The 22024-nt window shown below is 71.5% G+C and carries 18 protein-coding genes; 10 read left to right on the forward strand and 8 right to left on the reverse strand.

What is annotated here, in order from left to right; genetic code table 11:
- Positions 1–46 precede the first annotated feature (46 nt).
- Positions 47–1477 (reverse strand): argininosuccinate lyase, encoded by a 1431-nt coding sequence (argH, locus tag ACI2L3_RS30385; RefSeq protein WP_404755573.1) that lies wholly within the window; start codon positions 1475–1477, stop codon positions 47–49.
- Between the two features lie 202 nt (positions 1478–1679).
- On the opposite strand from argH, the gene ACI2L3_RS30390 reads away from it, so the two are divergent.
- The 5 genes from ACI2L3_RS30390 (at position 1680) to ACI2L3_RS30410 (ending at position 9474) form a co-directional block, all read left to right on the forward strand.
- Positions 1680–2267, forward strand: coding sequence for a pyridoxamine 5'-phosphate oxidase family protein (locus ACI2L3_RS30390; protein WP_404755574.1), 588 nt, complete (start codon positions 1680–1682; stop codon positions 2265–2267).
- Positions 2268–2286: 19 nt separating this feature from the next.
- Complete coding sequence (locus ACI2L3_RS30395; protein ID WP_404755575.1) at positions 2287–2691, forward strand: hypothetical protein; 405 nt, start codon at positions 2287–2289, stop codon at positions 2689–2691.
- Positions 2688–3302 carry a hypothetical protein gene (locus ACI2L3_RS30400; protein ID WP_404755576.1) on the forward strand — a complete coding sequence of 205 codons (615 nt, stop codon included), beginning with the start codon at positions 2688–2690 and terminating at the stop codon, positions 3300–3302. Before ACI2L3_RS30395 ends, ACI2L3_RS30400 begins: the two co-directional genes overlap by 4 nt.
- A gap of 87 nt (positions 3303–3389) precedes the next feature.
- Positions 3390–4370, forward strand: coding sequence for a bile acid:sodium symporter family protein (locus tag ACI2L3_RS30405; protein WP_404755577.1), 981 nt, complete (start codon positions 3390–3392; stop codon positions 4368–4370).
- Between the two features lie 52 nt (positions 4371–4422).
- Entirely contained in the window at positions 4423–9474 is a 5052-nt protein-coding gene (locus tag ACI2L3_RS30410; RefSeq protein WP_404755578.1) for a caspase family protein, read from the forward strand.
- A gap of 54 nt (positions 9475–9528) precedes the next feature.
- On the opposite strand, the gene ACI2L3_RS30415 is transcribed toward ACI2L3_RS30410, so the two are convergent.
- The 5 genes from ACI2L3_RS30415 to argC are packed head-to-tail and all read right to left on the reverse strand — an operon-like array spanning position 9529 to position 14431.
- On the reverse strand, positions 9529–10074 hold the full coding sequence (locus tag ACI2L3_RS30415) for an arginine repressor (protein WP_404755579.1): 546 nt from the start codon (positions 10072–10074) through the stop codon (positions 9529–9531).
- A 7-nt stretch (positions 10075–10081) separates the two neighbouring features.
- Positions 10082–11287, reverse strand: coding sequence for an acetylornithine transaminase (locus ACI2L3_RS30420; protein WP_404755580.1), 1206 nt, complete (start codon positions 11285–11287; stop codon positions 10082–10084).
- Entirely contained in the window at positions 11284–12246 is a 963-nt protein-coding gene (gene argB / locus ACI2L3_RS30425; RefSeq protein WP_404755581.1) for an acetylglutamate kinase, read from the reverse strand. Before argB ends, ACI2L3_RS30420 begins: the two co-directional genes overlap by 4 nt.
- Before the next feature lie 8 nt (positions 12247–12254).
- Positions 12255–13406: a bifunctional glutamate N-acetyltransferase/amino-acid acetyltransferase ArgJ gene (gene argJ, locus ACI2L3_RS30430; protein ID WP_404755582.1), complete on the reverse strand. Its 1152-nt coding sequence runs from the start codon at positions 13404–13406 to the stop codon at positions 12255–12257.
- Positions 13403–14431 carry an N-acetyl-gamma-glutamyl-phosphate reductase gene (argC, locus tag ACI2L3_RS30435; protein WP_404755583.1) on the reverse strand — a complete coding sequence of 343 codons (1029 nt, stop codon included), beginning with the start codon at positions 14429–14431 and terminating at the stop codon, positions 13403–13405. Before argC ends, argJ begins: the two co-directional genes overlap by 4 nt.
- 163 nt (positions 14432–14594) lie before the next feature.
- Here argC and ACI2L3_RS30440 point away from each other — a divergent pair, with 163 nt between their 5' ends.
- Both ACI2L3_RS30440 and ACI2L3_RS30445 read left to right on the forward strand, forming a co-directional pair.
- Entirely contained in the window at positions 14595–15068 is a 474-nt protein-coding gene (locus ACI2L3_RS30440; RefSeq protein ID WP_404755584.1) for a carboxymuconolactone decarboxylase family protein, read from the forward strand.
- A gap of 29 nt (positions 15069–15097) precedes the next feature.
- Positions 15098–16042, forward strand: coding sequence for an RNA polymerase sigma-70 factor (locus ACI2L3_RS30445; protein WP_404755585.1), 945 nt, complete (start codon positions 15098–15100; stop codon positions 16040–16042).
- A gap of 9 nt (positions 16043–16051) precedes the next feature.
- On the opposite strand, the gene ACI2L3_RS30450 is transcribed toward ACI2L3_RS30445, so the two are convergent.
- The gene (locus ACI2L3_RS30450; RefSeq protein WP_404755586.1) at positions 16052–16459 is read right to left on the reverse strand and encodes a DUF5997 family protein; all 408 of its coding nucleotides are present in this window, start codon (positions 16457–16459) and stop codon (positions 16052–16054) included.
- A gap of 57 nt (positions 16460–16516) precedes the next feature.
- On the opposite strand from ACI2L3_RS30450, the gene ACI2L3_RS30455 reads away from it, so the two are divergent.
- The gene (locus tag ACI2L3_RS30455) at positions 16517–17269 is read left to right on the forward strand and encodes a LysR substrate-binding domain-containing protein (protein ID WP_404755587.1); all 753 of its coding nucleotides are present in this window, start codon (positions 16517–16519) and stop codon (positions 17267–17269) included.
- Between the two features lie 65 nt (positions 17270–17334).
- On the opposite strand, the gene ACI2L3_RS30460 is transcribed toward ACI2L3_RS30455, so the two are convergent.
- Complete coding sequence (locus tag ACI2L3_RS30460) at positions 17335–19554, reverse strand: NADP-dependent isocitrate dehydrogenase (protein ID WP_404755588.1); 2220 nt, start codon at positions 19552–19554, stop codon at positions 17335–17337.
- Between the two features lie 164 nt (positions 19555–19718).
- Here ACI2L3_RS30460 and ACI2L3_RS30465 point away from each other — a divergent pair, with 164 nt between their 5' ends.
- Together ACI2L3_RS30465 and ACI2L3_RS30470 are read left to right on the forward strand one after the other, a co-directional pair.
- The gene (locus ACI2L3_RS30465; RefSeq protein WP_404755589.1) at positions 19719–20315 is read left to right on the forward strand and encodes a TetR/AcrR family transcriptional regulator; all 597 of its coding nucleotides are present in this window, start codon (positions 19719–19721) and stop codon (positions 20313–20315) included.
- Positions 20312–21877: an MFS transporter gene (locus ACI2L3_RS30470; protein WP_404755590.1), complete on the forward strand. Its 1566-nt coding sequence runs from the start codon at positions 20312–20314 to the stop codon at positions 21875–21877. Before ACI2L3_RS30465 ends, ACI2L3_RS30470 begins: the two co-directional genes overlap by 4 nt.
- Positions 21878–22024 lie beyond the last annotated feature (147 nt).

The raw sequence follows: 22024 nt of genomic DNA on the forward strand, positions 1-22024 counted from the left end.
TGTCGTTGGGGATCTCCCCGTCAACGTAACCCGCGACGCCCCTTTGTCACTTCCGGGCGTTGACCCACTCCTTCTGCACCGACAGGTCCGCCTTGACGTCGGCGAGCTGGTCGGCGACGGCCGAAGGGGCGGTGCCGCCGCGGCCGTTGCGGGAGGCCAGCGCGCCCGGCACGTTGAGGACGGTGCGCACCTCGGGGGTGAGGTGCTCGGAGATCGCGGCGAACTGGTCGTCGGTCAGGTCGTCGAGCTCCTTGCCCTCGGCCTCGGCGACCTTCACGCACTCGCCCGCGACCTCGTGCGCGACGCGGAACGGCACGCCCTGCTTGACCAGCCACTCGGCGATGTCGGTGGCGAGCGAGAAGCCTGCCGGGGCGAGCTCCTCCATGCGCTCGCGGTGGACGGTGAGCGTCGCCATCATGCCGGTGAAGGCGGGGAGCAGGATCTCCAGCTGGTCGCAGGAGTCGAAGACCGGCTCCTTGTCCTCCTGGAGGTCGCGGTTGTACGCGAGCGGGAGGGCCTTGAGCGTCGCCAGCAGGCCCGTCAGGTTGCCGATGAGGCGGCCCGACTTGCCGCGCGCCAGCTCGGCGATGTCCGGGTTCTTCTTCTGCGGCATGATCGAGGAGCCGGTCGAGAACGCGTCGTGGAGGGTGACGAAGGAGAACTCCTTCGTGTTCCAGATGATGACCTCCTCGGCGATCCGGGAGAGGTTCACGCCGATCATCGCGGTGATGAAGGCGAATTCGGCGACGAAGTCGCGCGAGGCCGTTCCGTCGATGGAGTTGGCGGACGACCCGTGCTCGAAGCCGAGGTCCTTCGCGACGGCCTCCGGGTCGAGGCCGAGCGAGGACCCGGCGAGCGCGCCCGAGCCGTACGGGGACACGGCCGTCCGCGCGTCCCACTGCCGCAGCCGCTCCGCGTCCCGGGAGAGCGACTGGACGTGGGCGAGGACGTGGTGGGCGAAGAGCACCGGCTGGGCGTGCTGCAGGTGCGTGCGCCCCGGCATGGCGACGTCGGGGTGCGCCTCGGCGAGCCCGACGAGCGCGCCCTGGAGGTCGGCGAGCAGGCCGCCGAGGATGCGGGCGTGGTCGCGCAGGTACATCCGGAAGAGCGTCGCCACCTGGTCGTTGCGGGACCGTCCTGCCCGCAGCTTGCCGCCGAGGTCGGGGCCGAGCCGCTCCAGCAGGCCACGCTCCAGGGCGGTGTGGACGTCCTCGTCGGCGATGGTGCCGACGAACGAGCCGTCGGCCACGTCGGCCTCCAGCCGGTCCAGCCCGTCCAGCATGCCGGTCAGCTCGTCCTCGGTGAGCAGGCCCGCCTTGTGGAGCACGCGCGCGTGGGCGCGGGATCCGGCGATGTCGTACGGCGCGAGGCGCCAGTCGAAGTGGACCGAGGCCGACAGCTTCGCCAGGGCCTCTGCGGGCCCGTCGGCGAACCGTCCGCCCCAGAGCCGGACGTCACCGCCGTTGTTGCTGCTCACTGCACGTACTCCTCAAGGCTGTTGCTGGAAGTGCGGGTCGCGCGAGGACCTGTCGGGCCGAATATCCGCTTACGCTTATGCATGAGTATGCAGACCTCCGTATGTTTCGTCAATCACCCGCTCCGGGCGATCAGCCACTCGAGCGGACGGAATCGAAAGTTCGTTAGACATACGAAGGAGTTATGGCCGATAATCACTGCTCATGGGAAAGACTCACACACGCATAGACGGCAGGCTCCGCACGTTCATCGAGGAACAGCCGATGTTCTTCACGGCGACCGCGCCCCTCGCCGACGACGGCACGATCAACCTCTCCCCCAAGGGCCTCAAGGGTTCCTTCGCGGTCATCGACGAACTCACCGTCGCCTACCTGGACTTCGCGGGAAGCAACGCAGAGACGGTCGCGCACCTGCGGGAGAACGGCCGCATCACGCTCATGTGGTGCGCCTTCCAGGGCCCGCCCAACATCGTTCGGGTGCACGGGCGCGGCGAGCCCGTCTTCCGCGACGACCCGCGCTTCCCCGAGCTGCTCGGCCACTTCCCCGGCATCGACCCGACGCCGCACGGCCTGCGCGCCATCATCGTCGTGACGGCCGACCTCATCCGCGACACCTGCGGATACGCGGTGCCCTTCATGACGTACGACGAGGACCGCGACCTGCACGCCAAGCGCTTCGCGCGCGAGGACGACGCCTCGCTGAACGCGTACTTCACCAAGAAGGAGTGGATCGCGCAGAGCATCGACGGGCTGCCGGGCCTCCCGCTGCCGCTGCCGCCCCGTACGGCCTGAGCCGGGAAGCCGACCGACGATGACCGAACCGCCCACCCCGCCCCACGACCTCCAGGCCGAGTACGCCGAGCAGGACGCGGGGGAAGCAGTCACCCCCTTCGTCCGGCACGCCTCACGTGACGGCACGGGCGTGGTGCTCGAAGGCAACTGTCCGCGCTGCCACGGCAGAACGGCCACCGAGATCCGTCGGGGCCTGCCCGGGACCGGGACCAAAGGGCTCCGGGACTGGCTGAGCGGCAGGCCCTCGCGGCCGACGCCCGCCGCCGACGCCGTGGCCCTGACCCGGGAGCGGTACTTCTGCGAGTGCGGGCACCCGCATCCGCAGCTGCCCGCCGACGCCCCCTTCGTGGGATGCGGCGCCAGCTGGCGGATCGCCACGCTGCTGCCCGGGAACACCGACGGACCCCAGGTGACCGCTGGATGAGCGATCAGTCCGAGCGCCGCTGGGCCGTGCTCGCCCGTGAACTCGAGTTCACCCAGCTCGCCGAGCTCAGGCGGCAGGCCGAGGGCTGGCGGGCCGGGCTCACGGGGCTCACCGCGCTGCTCGCGGTCCTGGTCGTCCTCAAGGGCCGCGACGACCTCACCAACCTCCCCGACACCGCCCGGCACTGGGCGACCGCGCTGCTCGCCACGGCCTTCCTGCTGCTCGTGACCGGCTCCGTGCTCGCCGTACGAGCCGCGCACGGTCGGCCCGGCGACCGGATCCTGCAGGCCGGCCAGGCCTTGCGCGAATGGACCGGTCAGGAGGTCGTCCGGGTCACGCGAGCCCTCCGCCACGCTTCACTGTGCTGCCTGGGCGGAGTCCTCCTCGCGGCAGCAGCCATCGGCATCGCCTGGACGACCACCGCTTCCCCCAAGGACCACGTGGTCAGGATCGGCACGGCGACGGGAGAACTGTGCGGGGAGTTCATCCGCGCGGGCCGCGGCGGGCTCGTGATCCGGGTGGACGACGGGGACGGGCCCCGGCACGTCACACTGCCCATCCGCACGGTGGATTCCGTCACCCCGGTCGCCACCTGCGGCGCGTCGGGCTGATTCCGGCATCCGCCCGCCGTCTACATGTAGCGACCACATATCGAGACGCGGTTGCGGCCGTGCGCCACGGCGGCGTTGCATCACCGGGTGCAGACCCAACAGACGACCCCCGCCGGGGCGCAGGGCGCCGACAAGGCGGCCCGGCTCGCCGTCACGGTCTTTCCCGTCCTCGTCCTGGCCGCCGGCGCTCTCGGCCTTGCCGCTCCGGGCGCCTTCGAGGGCTGGGGAACCAACGTCCCGTACCTCCTCGGCCTCGTGATGTTCTGCATGGGGCTCACGATGACCCCGCTCGACTTCCAGGGCGTGGTCAGGCGGCCCTGGGCGGTCGCGCTCGGACTCGTGGCCCACTACGTCATCATGCCGGGGCTCGGCTGGTTGATCGCCCACGCGCTGGGCCTCTCACCGCAGTTGGCGGCCGGTGTGATCCTGGTGGGCTGCGCACCGAGCGGCACCGCGTCCAACGTCGTGACCTACCTGGCCCGCGGCGACGTGGCGCTCTCCGTGTCGGTGGCCACCGTCTCGACCGTCCTCGCGCCGCTCATCACACCGCCGCTGACGCTGCTGCTCGCGGGCGAGTACCTGCCCGTCGACGCGGGATCAATGGTGACCGACATCCTGAAGACCGTGCTGCTGCCGGTGCTCGCGGGCCTCGTCGTGCGGCTGCTCTTCGGGCGGTACGTCGACCGCGTCCTCGGCGCGCTGCCGTGGCTGTCGGCGCTGACCATCGCCGCCATCGTGGCGATCGTCGTCTCGGGCAGTGCCGCGGCCATCAAGTCCGCTGCGGCACTGGTGTTCCTCGCGGTGTTCCTGCACAACGGACTCGGCCTCGCCCTCGGCTACGGCGCGGGCAAGCTGGCCCGGCTCGGCCCGCCCGCCTCGCGGGCGATGGCCTTCGAGGTGGGTATGCAGAACTCGGGCCTCGCGGCGTCGCTGGCCACCGCCCACTTCAGCCCCTTGGCCGCACTGCCCGCCGCTGTCTTCTCCGTGTGGCACAACGTGTCGGGGGCGCTGGTCGCCGCCTGGATGTCGCACCGGGCGCGGCGGCCCAAGTCACTTACGGGACGGTGAACTTCGGGGTGGGCCCGGGTGCGACGATGGGCGTTCGCACCCGGGAGAGGGCATGGCACAGATACGTACCGCATTGCTGATCGGGGTCGCGGCGACGCCCGACGCCGCGCATCATTTCGCCGCACTGGAAGAACCTGTCGCCGCGGACCAGCGCGCCCTGGGCGCCTCGCTCAAAGCCGCGGGATATCGAGTGGAGACAGTGCGGGGCGGCAGCCGGGCCGAGATCACCACGGCGATCGACGAGGTCGCGCGGAGTGTTCCGGCCGACGGCACGCTGCTGTTGCACTACTCCGGGCACGGCGTCCGCATCGGTGACACCGACTACCTCGTCCCCTCCGACGCGCGGGCCCCGCACGACGGCCACTGGCGCACTTCGTACCGCGACACCCTGCTCCCCGCCGACATCAGCCCCTACCTGGCGGATTGCGGGGCGGGCACCGTCCTGTGGCTGATCGACGCCTGCCGCGACGAGCCGTCCGGCGGCGCGGGCGTGTTCGGCAGCAGCATCGTCAAAGGACAGCCGTCCGGCAGGTTCGCGCTGATGACGGCCTGTGCCGCCGGGCAGCGCTCGGGCTTCACCGCCGAGGGCAGCTTCTTCACCCAGGGGCTCGCGGAGGCCTTCCGGCCGCTGACCGAGGCCCGGACCGTGCAGGAGGTGTACGAGACGGCGCGGCGGCACACGCTGCGAGCGGCCCGCCGGCAGCTGGGCGAGGAGCAGGAGCCGCAGATCCGGTACGGCGCCGAGCTGGAGGCCGAGGCCCGCTCCACGGAGGTCTGCGAGGGGCGCAGGCTTCTGGAGGCCTGGCGTGAGGCCGCATCGGACACGGCCCTGTGGGAGCGGGTGGCCGCCGCGGAGGCCGCCTGTGTGCCCCACTTCCGGGAGTGCCTCGCAGCGCTTGTCGAGGAGTGCGCCACGGTGGTCCATCTCGCGCAGAAGCGCATGCCGGACCCGTGGGCCGACGACGACTTCCCGGTGCGGATACTCCGCGACCGGTTGCCGTGCCTGATACCCAAGACGGTGACGCTCTCCGCCGTCGAGGCCGCGGCCCTCGTCGCCGCCCCGTTCCTGCACGAAGCGGCCTGGGCGCGACGGCTCAGCCACGCGCATGACATCTCCGCGCACACCGCCTGGCCCCAGGAGGACGGCGACGCGTGGCGCAGGCACTACGAGCAGGTGGCCGACCACCACCCGCACATCAGGGAGAAGCTCTCCGAGTGCTTGCTGAGCGGGCGCCTGGAAGAGGCCAACGGAGTCGCTCTGTGGCTGGTGCACCGGTGGATCACCGAACGCTTCGAAACCGATGAGGAACCCGTCCCACAGGTGGAGTCCGGGACCCTGGCGGCCGCGCTGCTGGGCAGTCCGGCCACCCGTGGGAACCGGGCGTCCCAATTGTCGGCGGAGCTCTCCCGCCTCGCCTCCGCCATCGCGCTGGGCGCTCCACCCCAGGAGCCCGGTGCGCTGCCGGAGGTCACCTTCCCGGTGCCCGACGGCGGCCGCCAGGCGCTGCGGACGGCCGAGGCGGCCGCTCTGTTGCACCTGGCATCGGTGCTGGCCCTGGACGTGCGCACACTGCCCGACGTGCTCGCCGAACACCTCGCCGTCTCCGATCCGGTCCTCCCCCAGGACGCCGTCAACGCGGTACGCGACGCGGACTGGCAGCCGGCGGAGGGCGAATTGCGTCTGGACGCGGCATGCCCCCACCCCGCGGTCCACGCGGCGCTCGCAGGCGTCGCGGAGCAGGCCGACGAGCTCGCCTGCTCGCTGCGGGACGCGGCGCGCCGGCTACCCGCGCCCCGCGCGGCGCTGCTGAGCGGGGTGCCCGCCCGCGTGACCGACGGGGCGCTGCGCCCCGCCGAGGACCGGGGCCGCCGTGCCTACGACGTCCCCCTGCTGCGCTTCCAGCTGGCGCAAACGGAGGTGCGCGACCTGTTCATGGGCGAGCGCATCTACGACGGCGAACCGGACTTGGCGCTGCGCGAGTTGTACCAGAACGCGATGGACGCGTGCCGATACCGCGCGATGCGGCGCCGGTACGTGGTGTCCAGGGGCGGGGCGCCGGCCCCCTGGGCCGGGCAGATCACCTTCGTCGAGGGGGAGGACGACCGCGGACGCTACATCGAGTGCCGGGACAACGGCGTGGGCATGGGCCTCGACCAGCTCAAGAACACCTTCACCAAGGCGGGCCGCCGCTTCGAGCAGTCCCGCGCGTTCCGCCAGGAACAGGCGAACTGGCACCGGCAGGACCCGTCGCTGCGCCTGTACCCCAACAGCCGTTTCGGCATCGGCGTGTTCAGCTACTTCATGCTCGCCGACGAGATGACCGTCGTCACCCGGCCGGTCGGCGTCGACGGCATCCCCGCGAAGAAGGCGCTGCGCGTCGACATCCCCGGCAGCGGGAGCCTGTTCCGGATCCAGGAACACGACGACGCCGCCGGGGACGGCCTCCTGGAAGGCGGCACGCGGATACGTCTGTATCTGCGCGACACCGTCTCGCGCTCCGAGCTCTCGCCGGTCTCCACGCTCTGCCGTCTCGTCCTGGTGAGCGAGTTCGCGCTGGAGGTGCGGGACGCGTCGGGGAGACAGCACCGGTGGCATCCCGGCGAGCTCCAGAGCGGGCCGGGAACCGGCCTCGCTCCCGGAGCGGTGGAGGCCGTGCCCGGTGTGTTGTGGTGGCTCGAAGGCAAGGGCGCTGTCCTGTGCGACGGCATCGGGACGGACCAGGAGCCCTTCGGTTACGTACTGAATCTGACCGGTGCGCACGCGGGGACACTCAGCCTCAACCGCAAGAAGCTCGAGTCGTACGACGGGGCATGGGAAGCGGAACAGTGGGCCAGTGGCGCGCCCGTGCTGGCCACCTGGCCGGGGCTGAGCATGGGCTGGCTGTGGGAGCTGGAGCGGCGCGACCTGCCCGCGGCACGCACCCTCTGGGAGGCGTGGCGCGGCAAGGGTGTGCGGGTGCCGGCGAAGGGGTCGCTCCCGGAGCTGAATCTGGACGCTGTCGGTTGGTTCCACCACGACACGCAGATCAGGCCCCCATCGGTCGGCCAGCGCCGTCAGGCGGAGTGGTTCGAGACGCCGCCAGGCCCTTGGCGTGCCGTGGTCCTGGGCAACCAACAACTCGCGCTCCGTAAGGCGGCCCCCACTTCGACGACTGGTTACCCCGTGCCCGAACCAGGCTGGGCCGAAGTCGCGACAGGGAGACCTCAGTCCTGGCGCGAACCATACCCGGGCGAGAAAGTACCGCCCCGCGACTGGCGTTCGGCCGTCGCGATCGCCCACAGCCAGGGGACGACCGTCCAGGCCGTCATCCGTGCCGCACGCGCCCTGCGCATCTCCCATCCCGCGCTGAAGCCGCCCCGCGCGGGAGAGGGCGACCTGGACTGGATACCGCGCGCGTACGACGCGCTGATCGTCGAGGAGCTCCTCAGCCGCCCGTACGTCAGGGGGGCTTATACGCACCAGAACGAGAACGACTACCTGCACGCGCCCGACGACCTCGGCGGCCTGGTCCGCGCCTCGGCCGTGGGGCGCCTGACGCTCGGTGAACTGGCCGAGCGCTGCGTTCGGTTCGGGCCCTTCCTCACCACCCCGCCACCGACGGCACCCGATCACCATCGGGAGCATGTGTGCGAGGAGTCCGAGCTCTCACTCCTCTACGTCAACGACGGAGCCCGGAGCTGGCGCCGCGTGCAGTGGCCTTGGGACATCCACGACGTGGCACAGACTCTGGGGATCACACCGCAGGAGGTGCGGGAGCGCCTCTCCGCCTTCGCCTGGCTCGGCTGGACGGTTCCCGACGCGGAGTCCGTGGAGCGGTGGGGCACTGTGCCGTGGGACGTACGTGTGGTGCTGCGCGACTTCTGCGTGCCCGAGGCGTCCGGAGGCCTGGCTCTGCCGTGGGGAGCCACGTTCGCCCTCGCCGCGGAGTGGGAGTGCACTCTGCGCAAGGCGGAGAAGACGCTCGCCCGCTGGGCGGGCCACCTCGGTCTGACCCACACCCGGCGCTATCGGCAGAAGGCCGCGGCAGGCCGCGTCGTGCCCGGCCCGGAAACGGCTCGTGTGGTGGGAGTGGCCCAGGGGGCGGGGCTGCGCCTCGAGGACGGACTCACCCTCCGCGACCTGGCGTTCGCCCGGCTGCAGGGCATGAGCTGGGACGACATGGCCTGCGTGGCCGAGGAGTTGCGGGATGCAGGCGTCGATGTCCCCGCGGCGGGCGACCTGCTGAGGGCCTGGGAGGATCTGCCGGTCCCCAGCCGCTACGCCTTCTCCGGCCAGGACCCCTCGCCCGACGACGCCGACTATCCGGTTCTGCCGACCGCCGACATCCTGTTCGTGGCGAGCGTCAATCTGAAGACCCCGCTGGGCACCATGTGGAAGACGGCCCGGCGGGAGGCAGCACGGGTGGGCCTGCGCGTGCCTTCCCTGCCCGCGGCCCTGACGGACTTCCGTCCGGGCTGGGAGGAGGCCCGTGCGCTGATCGACTGGGGTGACGACGAGGAGTACGACGAGTGGTCCGAGTCCCCCCAGTGGGCCGGCCTCACCGCGGAACGGCTCACGGCCTACGCGCGCGAACAGCGGATCGGCGCCCGTACCGCGTACCAGAAGCTGGCGCCTCTCAGGGAGTTGGGTGCCCTCGTCCCGGAGCTGAGCCCCGCCGAGGTCGAGGCGCTGCCGGCGGAGCAGCCCGACGCCTGGGACGCCGTCGCCCTCGGAGACGAACACCGCGTCTCAGCTCCGGGGGCACCGCTCGGCCCACTGGACCTGGTCAGCCTCGCGGGACGGCTGGGTGAGCCGGTCCGCCGTACCTGGCAGCGGATCGTCCCCTATCTCCCGCTGGGACCGGCTCCTGATCTTCCGCAGGGGCCGGCACCAGCCTTGGACGACATACCCGATGTGGTCCCGCTCTGGCAGGACCTGATCCTGCTCTCGGTCCACGCGGACGGAATGCTGCCGACGCTGCGCGGCCCCGTGACGGCGTCCCAGATCCTCTTCGCCGCACGGGCCGTGGACGAGAGCGAGGAATGGATCAGGGACCGGCTACGCCTGTACGCGGTCCTCTTCGGCCTGGACCTGACGGGAGAGATCAGCCCGTCCGGCGTTTGAGGACGAACTCGGTGGAGCCGGTGATCAACGGCGCCCCAGGTCCAGGGGTCGGATTCAGTGCTCGTTCGACGCCAGCCGCAGCAGATGGTCCGCGAGCGCCTGGCCCCCCGCCGGTTCCCTGCTGATCAGCATCAGCGTGTCGTCGCCCGCGATCGTGCCGAGGATGTCGTGCAGTTCGGCCTGGTCGATGGCGGAGGCGAGGAACTGGGCGGCGCCCGGCGGCGTGCGCAGGACGACGAGGTTGGCCGAGGCCTCCGCGGAGATCAGGAGTTCCGCGGAGAGGCGTCGCATCCGCTCCTCCTTGGCCGACTCGCCCAGCGGCGCGCGCGGGGTGCGGAAGCCGCCCTCGCTCGGCACCGCGTAGATCAGGTCGCCCTCGGCGTTGCGGATCTTGACAGCGTTCAGCTCGTCCAGGTCGCGGGAGAGCGTCGCCTGGGTGACGGTCAGGCCGTCGTCGGCGAGCAGCTTCGCGAGCTGGCTCTGGGAGCGCACCGGCTGCCGGTTGAGGATGTCCACGATCCGGCGGTGGCGTGCGGTGCGGGTCTGCGGCACGGCGGGACCCGCGTGGTCGCCGTGCTCGTTGCCTTGCGCCTGGCTCATCGTCGTCTCATTCTCCGGATCGTCCGTCCCCGTCGGCCGCGGCGGCCTCGTGCAGGATGCCGGGCAGTGCCTTCAGGAACGCCTCCACCTCGTCGTCGCGCACGTTCAGCGGCGGCATCAGCCGTACGACATCGGGGGCGGGCGCGTTCACGAGGAAGCCGGCGTCCTGAGCCGCCTGCTGCGCCCTCGGCGCGAGCGGCTCGGTGAGCACGATACCCAGCAGCAGGCCCGAGCCCCTTACACGGCCCACGAGCGGGTGTCCGAGTGACTCGATTCCGTCGCGCAGCTTTTCGCCCGCGCGTTTGGTGTTGTCGAGCAGTCCCTCGGTCTCGATGGTGTTCAGGACGGCGAGGCCCGCGGCGCACGCGACGGGGTTGCCGCCGAACGTCGTGCCGTGGTGACCGGGCTTGAACAGTTCCGCGGCGGCGCCGAACGCGACGGTCGCGCCGAGCGGAAGCCCGCCGCCGAGGCCCTTCGCGAGCGTGACGACATCCGGCTGTACGCCGTCGTGCGCGAGGTACTCGAACCACTGCCCGGTGCGGCCGATTCCGGTCTGCACCTCGTCGAGGACGAGGAGGGTGCCGGTGGCCTCGGTGATCTCCCGGGCCGCCTTGAGGTAGCCCGCGGGCGGCACGACGACGCCGTTCTCGCCCTGGATCGGCTCGATGATGACGAAGGCGGTGTCGGTGGTGACGGCCGCGCGGAGGGCCTCGACGTCGCCGTAGGGGACGTGGGTGACGTCGCCGGGCAGCGGCAGGAAGGGTTCCTGCTTGCCGGGCTGGCCGGTGAGGGCGAGCGCCCCCATCGTCCGGCCGTGGAAGCCGCCCTGGGTGGCGACCATGTGCGGGCGGCCGGTCAGCCGGCCGAGCTTGAACGCGCCTTCGTTCGCCTCGGCGCCGGAGTTGCAGAAGTACACCCGGCCTTCGCGCCCGAAGAGTCCGAGGAGCTTCTCGGCGAGCGCGACGGGCGGCTCGGCGACGAAGAGGTTCGACACGTGGCCGAGGGCACCGATCTGGGTGCTCACGGCCTCGACGAGCGCCGGGTGGGCGTGGCCGAGGGCGTTGACCGCGATGCCGCCGACGAAGTCGAGGTACTCCTTGCCGTCGGCGTCCCACAGCTTGGTGCCCGCGCCGCGCACGAGGGGCAGCCTGGGCGTGCCGTAGTTGTCCATCAGCGCGCCCTGCCAGCGCGCGGTCAGCTCCTGGTTGCTCATGACTCCCCCTTCGTGTCGGTGGCGCTGTCGTCGGTGGTGCTGTCGTCGTCCCGGTCGGGCACGACCATCGTGCCGATGCCTTCGTCGGTGAAGATCTCCAGCAGGATCGAGTGCTGGACGCGGCCGTCGATCACGCGGGCCGTCTCGACGCCGTTGCGCACGGCGTGCAGACAGCCCTCCATCTTCGGGACCATGCCGCTGGCCAGCTCGGGCAGGAGCTTCTCCAGCTCGGCGGCGGTGAGCCTGCTGATGACCTCGTCGGAGTTGGGCCAGTCCTCGTACAGGCCCTCGACGTCGGTCAGCACCATCAGGGTCTCGGCATCAAGCGCCGCAGCGAGTGCCGCAGCCGCCGTATCAGCATTGACGTTGTAGACATGGTGATCGTCCTGGGAACGGGCGATCGAGGAGACGACCGGGATGCGGCCGTCGGCGAGCAGCGCCTCGATGGCGCCGGTGTCGATCTCGGTGATCTCACCGACGCGGCCGATGTCGACCAGCTCGCCCTCGATGCGGGGCCGGTGCTTGGTGGCGGTGATGGTGTGCGCGTCCTCGCCGGTGAGGCCGACGGCGAGCGGGCCGTGCTGGTTGAGCAGGCCGACGAGCTCGCGCTGTACCTGTCCGGCGAGCACCATGCGTACGACGTCCATGGCGTCCTCGGTGGTGACGCGCAGGCCCGCCTTGAACTCGCTGACGATGCCGTGCCGGTCGAGGGCCTCGCTGATCTGCGGTCCGCCGCCGTGCACCACGACGGGCTTGAGGCCGGCGTGGTGCAGGAAGACGACGTCCTGGGCGAAGGCGGCCTTCAGCTCGTCGTCGACCATGGCGTTGCCGCCGAACTTGATGACGACGGTCTTGCCGCGGTGCCGGGTCAGCCAGGGCAGCGCCTCGATGAGGATCTGGGCCTTGGGCAGCGCGGTGTGCTTGCGCGCGGTCGGCTGGCTCTTCGCATCCTTGCTCATGTCACTGCTCATGAGCTGTACGCGCTGTTCTCGTGGACGTAGTCCGCGGTGAGGTCGTTGGTCCAGATCGTCGCGCTCTCGTCACCGGCGGCGAGGTCGGCGGTGATGACGACCTCCCGGTAGCGCATGTCGACGAGGTCGCGGTCCTCGCCGACGGAGCCGTTCTTGCAGACCCAGACGCCGTTGATGGCGACGTTCAACTGGTTCGGGTCGAAGGCGGCGGAGGTCGTGCCGATGGCGGAGAGCACCCGGCCCCAGTTGGGGTCCTCGCCGTGCAGGGCGCACTTGAGGAGGTTGTTGCGGGCGATGGAGCGGCCCACCTCGACGGCGTCGGCCTCGCTCGCGGCGTTCACGACGTCGACCTTGATGTCCTTGCTGGCGCCCTCGGCGTCGCCGATGAGCTGCCGCCCGAGGTCGGCGCAGACCTCACGGACGGCCTCGGCGAACTCGGCGTACTCAGGGGTGACTTCGGCGGCGCCGGAGGCGAGCAGCAGCACCGTGTCGTTGGTCGACATGCAGCCGTCGGAGTCGACGCGGTCGAAGGTGAGCCGGGTGGCGTCCCGCAGCGCCCGGTCCAGGACGTCGGCTTCGAGGTCGGCGTCCGTGGTCAGCACGACGAGCATCGTGGCGAGGCCGGGGGCGAGCATGCCCGCGCCCTTGGCCATGCCGCCGACGGTCCAGCCGTCCTTGGTGACCACGGACGTCTTGTGCACGCTGTCGGTGGTCTTGATGGCGATGGCGGCCTTCTCGCCGCCGTGCGCGGAGAGTTCACCGGCGGCCTTCTCGACGCCCGGCAGCAGCTTGTCCATGGGGAGCGTCACGCCGATGAGTCCGGTCGAGGCGACGGCGACCTCACCGGCGTTCAGGGACAGGACATCGGCCACCTTCTCGGCGGTGGCGTGCGTGTCCTGGAAGCCCTGCGGCCCCGTACAGGCATTGGCGCCACCGGAGTTGAGGACGACGGCGGAGACGAGGCCGCCCTTGAGCACCTGCTCCGACCAGAGGACCGGGGCTGCCTTGACGCGGTTGGAGGTGAAGACGCCCGCGGCGGCCAGGCGGGGCCCGGTGTTGACCACGAGGGCCAGGTCCGGGTTGCCGTTCTCCTTGATTCCGGCGGCGATGCCCGCGGCCGTGAATCCCTTGGCTGCCGTCACACTCACGGCGCTACTCCGATCGTTGTGAGCCCGGTGGCCTCGTCGAGGCCGAGGGCGATGTTCATGCTCTGCAGGGCGCCGCCCGCGGTGCCCTTGGTCAGGTTGTCGATGGCGCTGATGACGATCACGCGCCCGGCCGCCTCGTCGTACGCGACCTGGATCTGCACGGCGTTCGAGCCGTACACGGAGGCGGTGGCGGGCCACTGCCCCTCGGGGAGCAGCCGCACGAACGGCTCGTCGGCGAACGCCTTCGCGTACGTGTCCCGCACGGACTCGGCGGTCACACCCGGCTTGGCCTTCGCGCTGCAGGTGGCGAGGATGCCGCGGGGCATCGGGGCGAGGGTCGGGGTGAAGGAGACACTGACGGGGGTGCCCGCGGCGGAGCTGAGGTTCTGGATCATCTCGGGGGTGTGCCGGTGGCCTCCCCCGACTCCGTACGGGGACATGTTCCCCATCACCTCGGAGCCGAGGAGGTGCGGCTTGGCCGCCTTGCCCGCGCCGGAGGTGCCGGACGCCGCGACGATCACCGCTTCGGGCTCGACGAGGTCCGCGGCGTACGCGGGGAAGAGGGCGAGCGAGACGGCGGTGGGGTAGCAGCCGGGCACCGCGATGCGCTTGGTGCCCGCCAACGCGGCGCGGGCGCCGGGCAGTTCGGGGAGACCGTAGGGCCAGGTCCCGGCGTGCGGGCTCCCGTAGAATTTCTCCCAGTCAGCCGCGTCCCTCAACCGGAAGTCCGCACCCATGTCGACGACGAGGACCTCGCGCCCGAGCCGCTCGGCGACGGCGGCGGACTCCCCGTGGGGCAGGGCGAGGAAGACGACATCGTGCCCCGCGAGAACGTCCGCGGTGGTCGGCTCCAGTATGCGGTCGGCGAGCGGGGCCAGGTGCGGCTGCAGTCCGCCCAGCGGCCGGCCCGCGTTCGAGTTCCCGGTGAGGGCGCCGATCTCGACTGCGGGGTGCCCGAGCAGCAGACGCAGCAGCTCGCCGCCCGCGTACCCACTCGCCCCTGCCACTGCTGCGCGTACCCTCATGGAACCCTCCTCTTGGATGGCATGACTATACGCTCCGACGCAGTTTTATGCAATGTGAGGCCTGGCGGGGCCGGAGACGCAGGTCACATCCGACCGTGTCACAGGGCGCGGAGCTGTCTCGTCTCAGGGGTGCAAGCCACTGACGATCGCAGAGGGGCACCCCATGGACGCGCGACTGAACTACATGAGCCAGCCGAACGCCGGCAAGGCGATGAAGTACTTCCTCTCGGGCGCCAAGGCGCTCCAGGACTCGGCTCTGCCGTCGGCGACACAAGAGCTGGTCGCGCTGCGCGTCAGCCAGATCAACGGCTGTGCGGGCTGTATCGACATGCACACCAAGGAGGCCGCCGCCGCGGGCGAGACCGCGCTGCGGCTGCACCTCGTGGCGGCCTGGCGGGAAGCCACGGTCTTCACCGACGCCGAGCGTGCCGCGCTGGAGCTGGCGGAGGAGGGGACCCGGGTCGCCGACGCGGCCCCCGGGGTGAGTGACGAGGTGTGGGCGCGTGCCGCCGAGCACTACGACGAGGGTCAGCTCACCGCGCTGGTGGTGCACATCTCGTTCATGAATATGGTGAACCGGATGAACATCATCACGCGGCAGCCGGCGGGCGACTACGAGCCCGGGCAGCTGCACTGACCGAGGAATGTCGAGAGCGGGGGGCCGGCGTGAGCAAGGTCGGGGAGTTCGAGGAGCTGCGGTCGCTGCTGTTCTCGATCGCCTACCGGATTCTGGGCAGCGTGAGCGAGGCCGAGGACGCGGTGCAGGAGACGTGGCTGCGCTTCGACGCCACGACGACCCTGCCCACGTCGACCAAGGCGTTCCTGTCGGCCGCGGTGACCCGGATCTCGATCGACGTACTGCGTTCCGCGCGGGTACGGCGCGAGCAGTACGTGGGCCCGTGGTTCCCCGAGCCGCTGCTGAACGATCCGTACGAGGATCCGGCGCGCTCGGTGGAGCTCGCCGAATCCGTGTCGGTGGCGGCGCTGCTGCTGCTGGAGCGCCTCAGCCCGCTGGAACGGGCCGTGTTCGTGCTGCGGGAGGTGTTCGGCTTCGGGTTCGACGAGGTCGCCGCGGCGGTGGAGCGGTCGGAGGCGGCGTGCCGGCAGCTGCTGGTGCGGGCCCGTCGGCACATGGAGGCGGGACGGCCGCGCTTCCGGCCGGCCCGGGAGGAGCGGGACGCACTGGCGTCGCGGTTCTTCGACGCCCTCAGCGAAGGTGACGTCGGCGGCCTGCGGGAGCTGCTCGCCGCCGACGTGACGATGGCCGGCGACGGCGGCGGCAAGAGCCCGCAGCTGGCCAGGACCGTGACCGGCACCGAGCCGGTGGCCCGGCTGCTCGCCGCCGGCTTCCCGGCACTGCTCTCGGTCGGCGTGTCGTTCGCGGCGCACGAGCTCAACGGCGGACCGGGGGCCGTCTTCCGCGACCGGGACGGGAGGGTGCTCCACACGCTGGCGCTCGACGTGGCCGACGGGCGGATCCGGGCGATCCGCCTGGTGATCAACCCCGACAAGCTCGGGCATCTGGGTCCCGTGGCGGACGTCTGGGCCATCGACCGCGAGACGCGGCAGCTCATGCGGACCATGAGGCAGCCGCGTCAGCCCACCTGCTGAGCGCCGGCTCTAGTCCTCGGCGCGCGCCGCCCGCTTCTCCGCCTGCTCCGCCTGCTTCTCCTTGATGCGCACGGTCTCCTTGCGCACCTCGGCCTGGGTGGCGCGCTCCTGGCGCAGCCAGCCGGGCTGCTCCTCCTTCAGCGCGTCGATCTGCTCCGTGGTGAGCGCCTCGGTGACTCCGCCGCGCGCGAGGCCCGCGATGGAGACCCCGAGCTTGGCCGCGACCACGGGGCGGGGGTGCGGGCCGTTGCGCCGCAGTTCCTGGAGCCACTCGGGCGGGTCGGCCTGCAGCGCGTTCAGCTCGCTGCGCGAGACGACGCCCTCCTGGAACTCGGGGGGCGTGGCCTGGAGGTACACACCCAGCTTCTTCGCCGCGGTCGCGGGCTTCATGGTCTGGGCGGTCTGGTGCGACGTCATGGGTCAAGGGTATCGAGCATGTGCGCTACTCCTGACCACGGCGGGTAGCCTGGCGAGGTGACAGGCTCGGAAGTACCCCCGTCGTTCCGGCTCGCCTACGTTCCCGGAGTGACGCCCGCCAAATGGGTGCGGATCTGGCACGAGCGACTGCCCGACATCCCGCTGACCCTCCTCCCGGTGGCCGCCGCCGAGGCGCCCGACGTGCTGCGCGCGGGCGGCGCCGACGCCGGTTTCGTACGGCTGCCCATCGACCGTACGGACCTCAGCGCGATCCCCCTCTACACCGAGACCACGGTCGTCGTCGTCCCCAAGGACCACGTCGTGGCGGCGGTCGAGGAGGTGTCCCCCGACGATCTCGCCGACGAGGTCGTCTTCCACCCCCTCGACGAGACGCTGGAGTGGGAGGCGCGGCCGGGCAAGCCCGCGTACGAGCGTCCGGCGACCACCGCGGACGCCGTCGACCTCGTCGCGGCGGGGGTCGGTCTCCTCGTCGTACCGCAGTCGCTGGCCCGTCTGCACCACCGCAAGGACCTCACCTACCGCACGGTGACGGGCGCGCCCGAGTCGCGCGTCGCCCTGGCGTGGCCGGAGGCGGAGACCACCGACCTGGTCGAGGACTTCATCGGAATCGTCCGCGGCCGTACGGTCAACAGCTCACGCGGTCGCGCGCAGACCCCCGACCGGTCCAAGGACAAGGCGAAGGCGAAGGCGCCGGCCAAGGCGTCCGCCAAGAAGGCGGCACAGCCGAAGCGGGGCGGTGCGGCCCGGCCCAAGCCGGCGAAGCGCGGCAAGCCCCGGCGCCGCTCGTAGCGCACAGCAGGAGGGGCCTCCCGCCATGTGGCGGGAGGCCCCTTCTGCACTGCTGCGTGCGAGCGTCAGCCCAGGATCGACAGCGCCTGGTTGAGCGTCGCGGACGGGCGCATGACCGCGGAGGCCTTGGCCGCGTCGGGCTGGTAGTAGCCGCCGATGTCGGCCGGGGAGCCCTGCACCGCGATCAGCTCGTCGACGATGGTCTGCTCCTGCTCGGCCAGCGTCTTGGCCAGGGCCGCGAACGCCTCGGCGAGCTGCGCGTCCTCGGTCTGCTTGGCCAGCTCCTGCGCCCAGTACAGGGCGAGGTAGAAGTGGCTGCCGCGGTTGTCGATGCCACCGAGGCGACGGCTCGGCGACTTGTCGTTCTCCAGGAACGTGGCGGTGGCACGGTCCAGGGTGTCGGCGAGGATCTGCGCGCGGGCGTTGCCCGTCGTGGTGGCGAGGTGCTCGAAGCTCACCGCGAGGGCGAGGAACTCGCCCAGGCTGTCCCAGCGCAGGTAGTTCTCCTTGACCAGCTGCTGGACGTGCTTCGGGGCGGAGCCGCCGGCGCCCGTCTCGAAGAGGCCGCCGCCGTTCATCAGCGGGACGACCGACAGCATCTTGGCGCTGGTGCCCAGCTCCAGGATCGGGAAGAGGTCGGTGAGGTAGTCGCGCAGGACGTTGCCGGTGACGGAGATGGTGTCCTCGCCGCGGCGGATGCGCTCCAGGGAGAACGCGGTGGCCTCGACCGGGGACATGATGCGGATGTCCAGGCCCTCGGTGTCGTGGTCGGCGAGGTACTGCCGCACCTTGCCGATGAGCACGGCGTCGTGGGCGCGGGTCTCGTCCAGCCAGAAGACGGCCGGGCTGCCGGTGGCGCGGGCGCGGGTGACGGCGAGCTTGACCCAGTCCTGGACCGGCGCGTCCTTGGTCTGGCACATGCGGAAGATGTCACCGGCGGCGACGGTCTGCTCCAGGACGACGTTGCCCGCGGTGTCGACGACGCGCACGGTGCCCGTGGTCGGGACCTCGAAGGTCTTGTCGTGGCTGCCGTACTCCTCGGCCTTCTGCGCCATCAGGCCGACGTTCGGGACGGAGCCCATCGTGGCCGGGTCGAAGGCGCCGTTGGCGCGGCAGTCGTCGATGACGACCTGGTAGATGCCCGCGTAGCTGCTGTCCGGCAGGACGGCCAGGGTGTCGTGCTCCTCGCCGTCCGGGCCCCACATGTGGCCGGAGGTGCGGATCATGGCCGGCATGGAGGCGTCCACGATGACGTCGCTGGGGACGTGCAGGTTGGAGATGCCCTTGTCGGAGTCGACCATGGCGAGCTCGGGGCCCTCGGCCAGCTCGGCCTCGAAGGACGCCTTGATCTTGTCGCCCTCGGGGAGCGACTCCAGGCCCTTGAAGATGCCGCCCAGGCCGTCGTTCGGGGTCAGGCCCGCGGCGGCGAGGGTCTCGCCGTGCGCGGCGAAGGTCTTCGGGAAGAAGGCGCGGACCACGTGGCCGAAGACGATCGGGTCGGAGACCTTCATCATCGTGGCCTTGAGGTGCACGGAGAACAGCACGCCCTGCGACTTGGCGCGGGCGACCTGCTGCTTCAGGAACTCGCGGAGCGCCGCGACGCGCATGACGGAGGCGTCGACGACCTCGCCCGCGAGGACCGGTACGGACTCGCGCAGGACCGTGGTGGAGCCGTCGTCACCGACGAGCTCGATGCGCAGCGAGCCGGCGTCGGTGATCACCGCGGACTTCTCGGTCGAGCGGAAGTCGTTCTCGCCCATGGTGGCGACGTTCGTCTTCGAGTCGGCCGTCCAGGCACCCATGCGGTGCGGGTGGGCCTTGGCGTAGTTCTTGACCGACGCGGGGGCGCGGCGGTCGGAGTTGCCCTCGCGCAGGACCGGGTTGACGGCGCTGCCCTTGACCTTGTCGTAGCGGGCGCGGATGTCGCGCTCCTCGTCGGTCTTCGGGTCGTCCGGGTAGTCCGGGAGCGCGTAGCCCTGGCCCTGCAGCTCGGCGATCGCGGCCTTCAGCTGCGGGATCGAGGCCGAGATGTTGGGCAGCTTGATGATGTTCGCGCCGGGCGTCTTGGCCAGCTCGCCGAGCTCGGCGAGGGCGTCGGAGATGCGCTGGCTCTCCTCGAGACGCTCCGGGAAGCTCGCGATGATGCGCCCCGCGAGCGAGATGTCGCGAGTCTCCACGCCGACACCGGCCGTCGAGGCGTAGGCCTGGACCACCGGCAAGAACGAATGGGTCGCCAGGGCCGGGGCCTCGTCAGTGTGGGTGTAGATGATGGTCGAGTCAGTCACCGGGTGCTCCGCTCCGCGTCTGCAACATTGCTCGACATCAAGATATCTCCTACCTCCCCCCTGAAGGACAGGGCCTAGGGGCCTGATCTATGGGGACACCGTCACGCCGCCGGGTAGACACTGTCTACTCACTCTAGTAGACAGTGTCTATGGGCAGTGACTATGTGAGTGGTGAGCAAGACACCGGGCTGCGGGCCCGGCTGGTCGACGTGGGCGTCGAGCTGGTGGCGACGCGGGGCGTGCAGGCGCTGACGCTGCGGGAGATCGCGCGCGGGGCGGGGGTCTCGCACGGGGCGCCCCGGCGGTACTTCCCCACGCATGTGGCGCTGCTGTCCGCCATCGCGCGGCGGGGCTTCGAGGAACTGGCGGCGGAGGCGGAGGCGGCTCTGGCGGACGGGGCCGGGCAGGACGCGGACGCCCGTACGCGGCTGAAGGCGCTGTGCCGCGCGTACCTCGGGTTCGCCGAGGCCCACCGCGGGATGTTCGAGCTGATGTTCCGCCACGACCTGCTGGAGAGCAATGGGCTCGGGCTGCGCGAGACCAGCCTGCCCCTCTTCGACGTGCTGGCCGGACTCGTCGCCGAGGCCCGCCCCGCCTCCGGCGCGGGAGCGCGGGTCGTCGCGGGCGCGCTCTGGGCGAACCTGCACGGCATCGCGCAGCTGTGGGGCTGGGGCAGCCTGGGCCTCGCGACCGGCGCCGAGGACGTCGGGGCGCTGCTCGACGCGGCGCTGGACGCGCATCTCGGCCCGGCGGACGCATGACGCCCGGACCCGCGCTCCAGCGGCACCTCACCCTCGCCTGCAGTGTCGTCGGCGCGATGGTCGTCGCGGTGGACGGGACGGCGCTGACCGTCGTCCAGCCCGCGCTGCAACGCGATCTGGACGCCTCGTTCGCGCAGGTCCAGTGGACGAGCACCGGCTATCTGATCGCCGTGGCGAGTCTGCTCGTCTTCGCCGGGCGGCTCGGCGACCGGTACGGCCACCGGCGGGTCTTCGCCGTCGGGACGCTCGGCTTCGCCGCCGCGTCGGCGGGGGTCGGCCTCGCGTCCGGCGTCGGCTGGGTGATCGCGCTGCGCGTCGCCCAAGGGGTCTTCGGGGCGCTGCTGCAACCCGCGACGCTCGGCATGCTGCGGGCCACCTTCCCGCCGGACCGGCTCGGGATGGCGATCGCGTTGCGGACGAGCGCGATCGGCGTCGCGGCGGCGGCCGGTCCCGTGCTGGGCGGCGCGCTCGCCACGCAGCTGGGCTGGCGCTCCGTGTTCTTCCTCAGCGTGGTGCCCGCGCTGCTGATCGGCGTACTGGCGCTGGTGGTACGTGTCCCGGCTGCGCGACGGGACGGGGACGGCCCCGCACCCGGGATCGGGGTGGGACTCGACCTGCCCGGTGCCGGGCTCCTCGCCGTGACGCTGGCCTGCCTCGTGCACACGCTGGTCGCCGTGCCGGAGCAGGGCTGGACGGCGGCGGCCTCGGCGGGGCTCGTGGCGGGGGCCGTCGCGGGCGGCGCGTTCGTACGGCACGAGCGGCGGGCCGCGAGTCCGCTGGTGCCGCCCCGCCTGCTCCGTTCCCCCGCGGTCGGGACCGCGCTCGGGGTCCTGGTCGCGGCGAGCGCGGCGATGTTCGGGGCGCTCTTCGTCGGCACGTACTACCTCCAGGAGGTGCTGGCGCTCGACCCGCTGCACAGCGCGCTGCGGGCGCTGCCGCTCGCCGTGATGATGGTGGTGGGCGCGCCGCTCGCCGCCGTACTGCTGCGGCGGCACGGACCGCGGCGGACGATCACGGCGGCGATGGCGGTGCTCGCCCTCGGCGTACTGGCCCTCTCCCGCCTGGACGAATCGTCGGGGCCCCTGGCGACCGGTGGCGGATTCGTGCTCGTGGGGGCGGGGTTCGGCACGGTGATGGTGGCCGCCACGGCCGTCGTCGTACGCCATGCGCCGGTGGCCGACGCCGGGGTGGCCGGCGGTCTCCAGCAGACGGCGATGAACGTGGGCCCCACCGTGGGCATCGCCGCGGCGACCACCCTGATGACGGCCTTCACCTCCTCCGGAGCCCGCCCCGAAGAACGCCGACCGCACTGGCCCGACGACGCGTTCCTCTCCGCGATGACCCCGACGCTGACGGTCCTGTCGGCGGTGGCGGCACTCGGCGCACTGACGGCGACGAGACTGCCGACCCGGGTCGCGGCACGCCCCGCCCCGACCCCGCCACACGACACCGGCGCCCCTCACCCCCCAGCCGACCCACCCCCCGGCGGCCACCCGATGAAGAGCGCCCACTCCGAAACCCGGCACGCACCGCACCCTCGCCACGACTTCCCCGGACGCTGACGGCCGCGGCCTGCGACGCGCTGATGCCCAGGGCGGCAACGCGAGGACGGCCCTAGGCGGTGTCTTCAAATGATCACCGCTGGTGGATCATGGTGTCGTGATACGTCGCCATGAACTGTCCGATGCCGAGTGGGAGTTCGTCCGGCC

Source organism: Streptomyces sp. NPDC029674, from assembly GCF_044903205.1.
Taxonomy (GTDB): Bacteria; Actinomycetota; Actinomycetes; order Streptomycetales; family Streptomycetaceae; genus Streptomyces.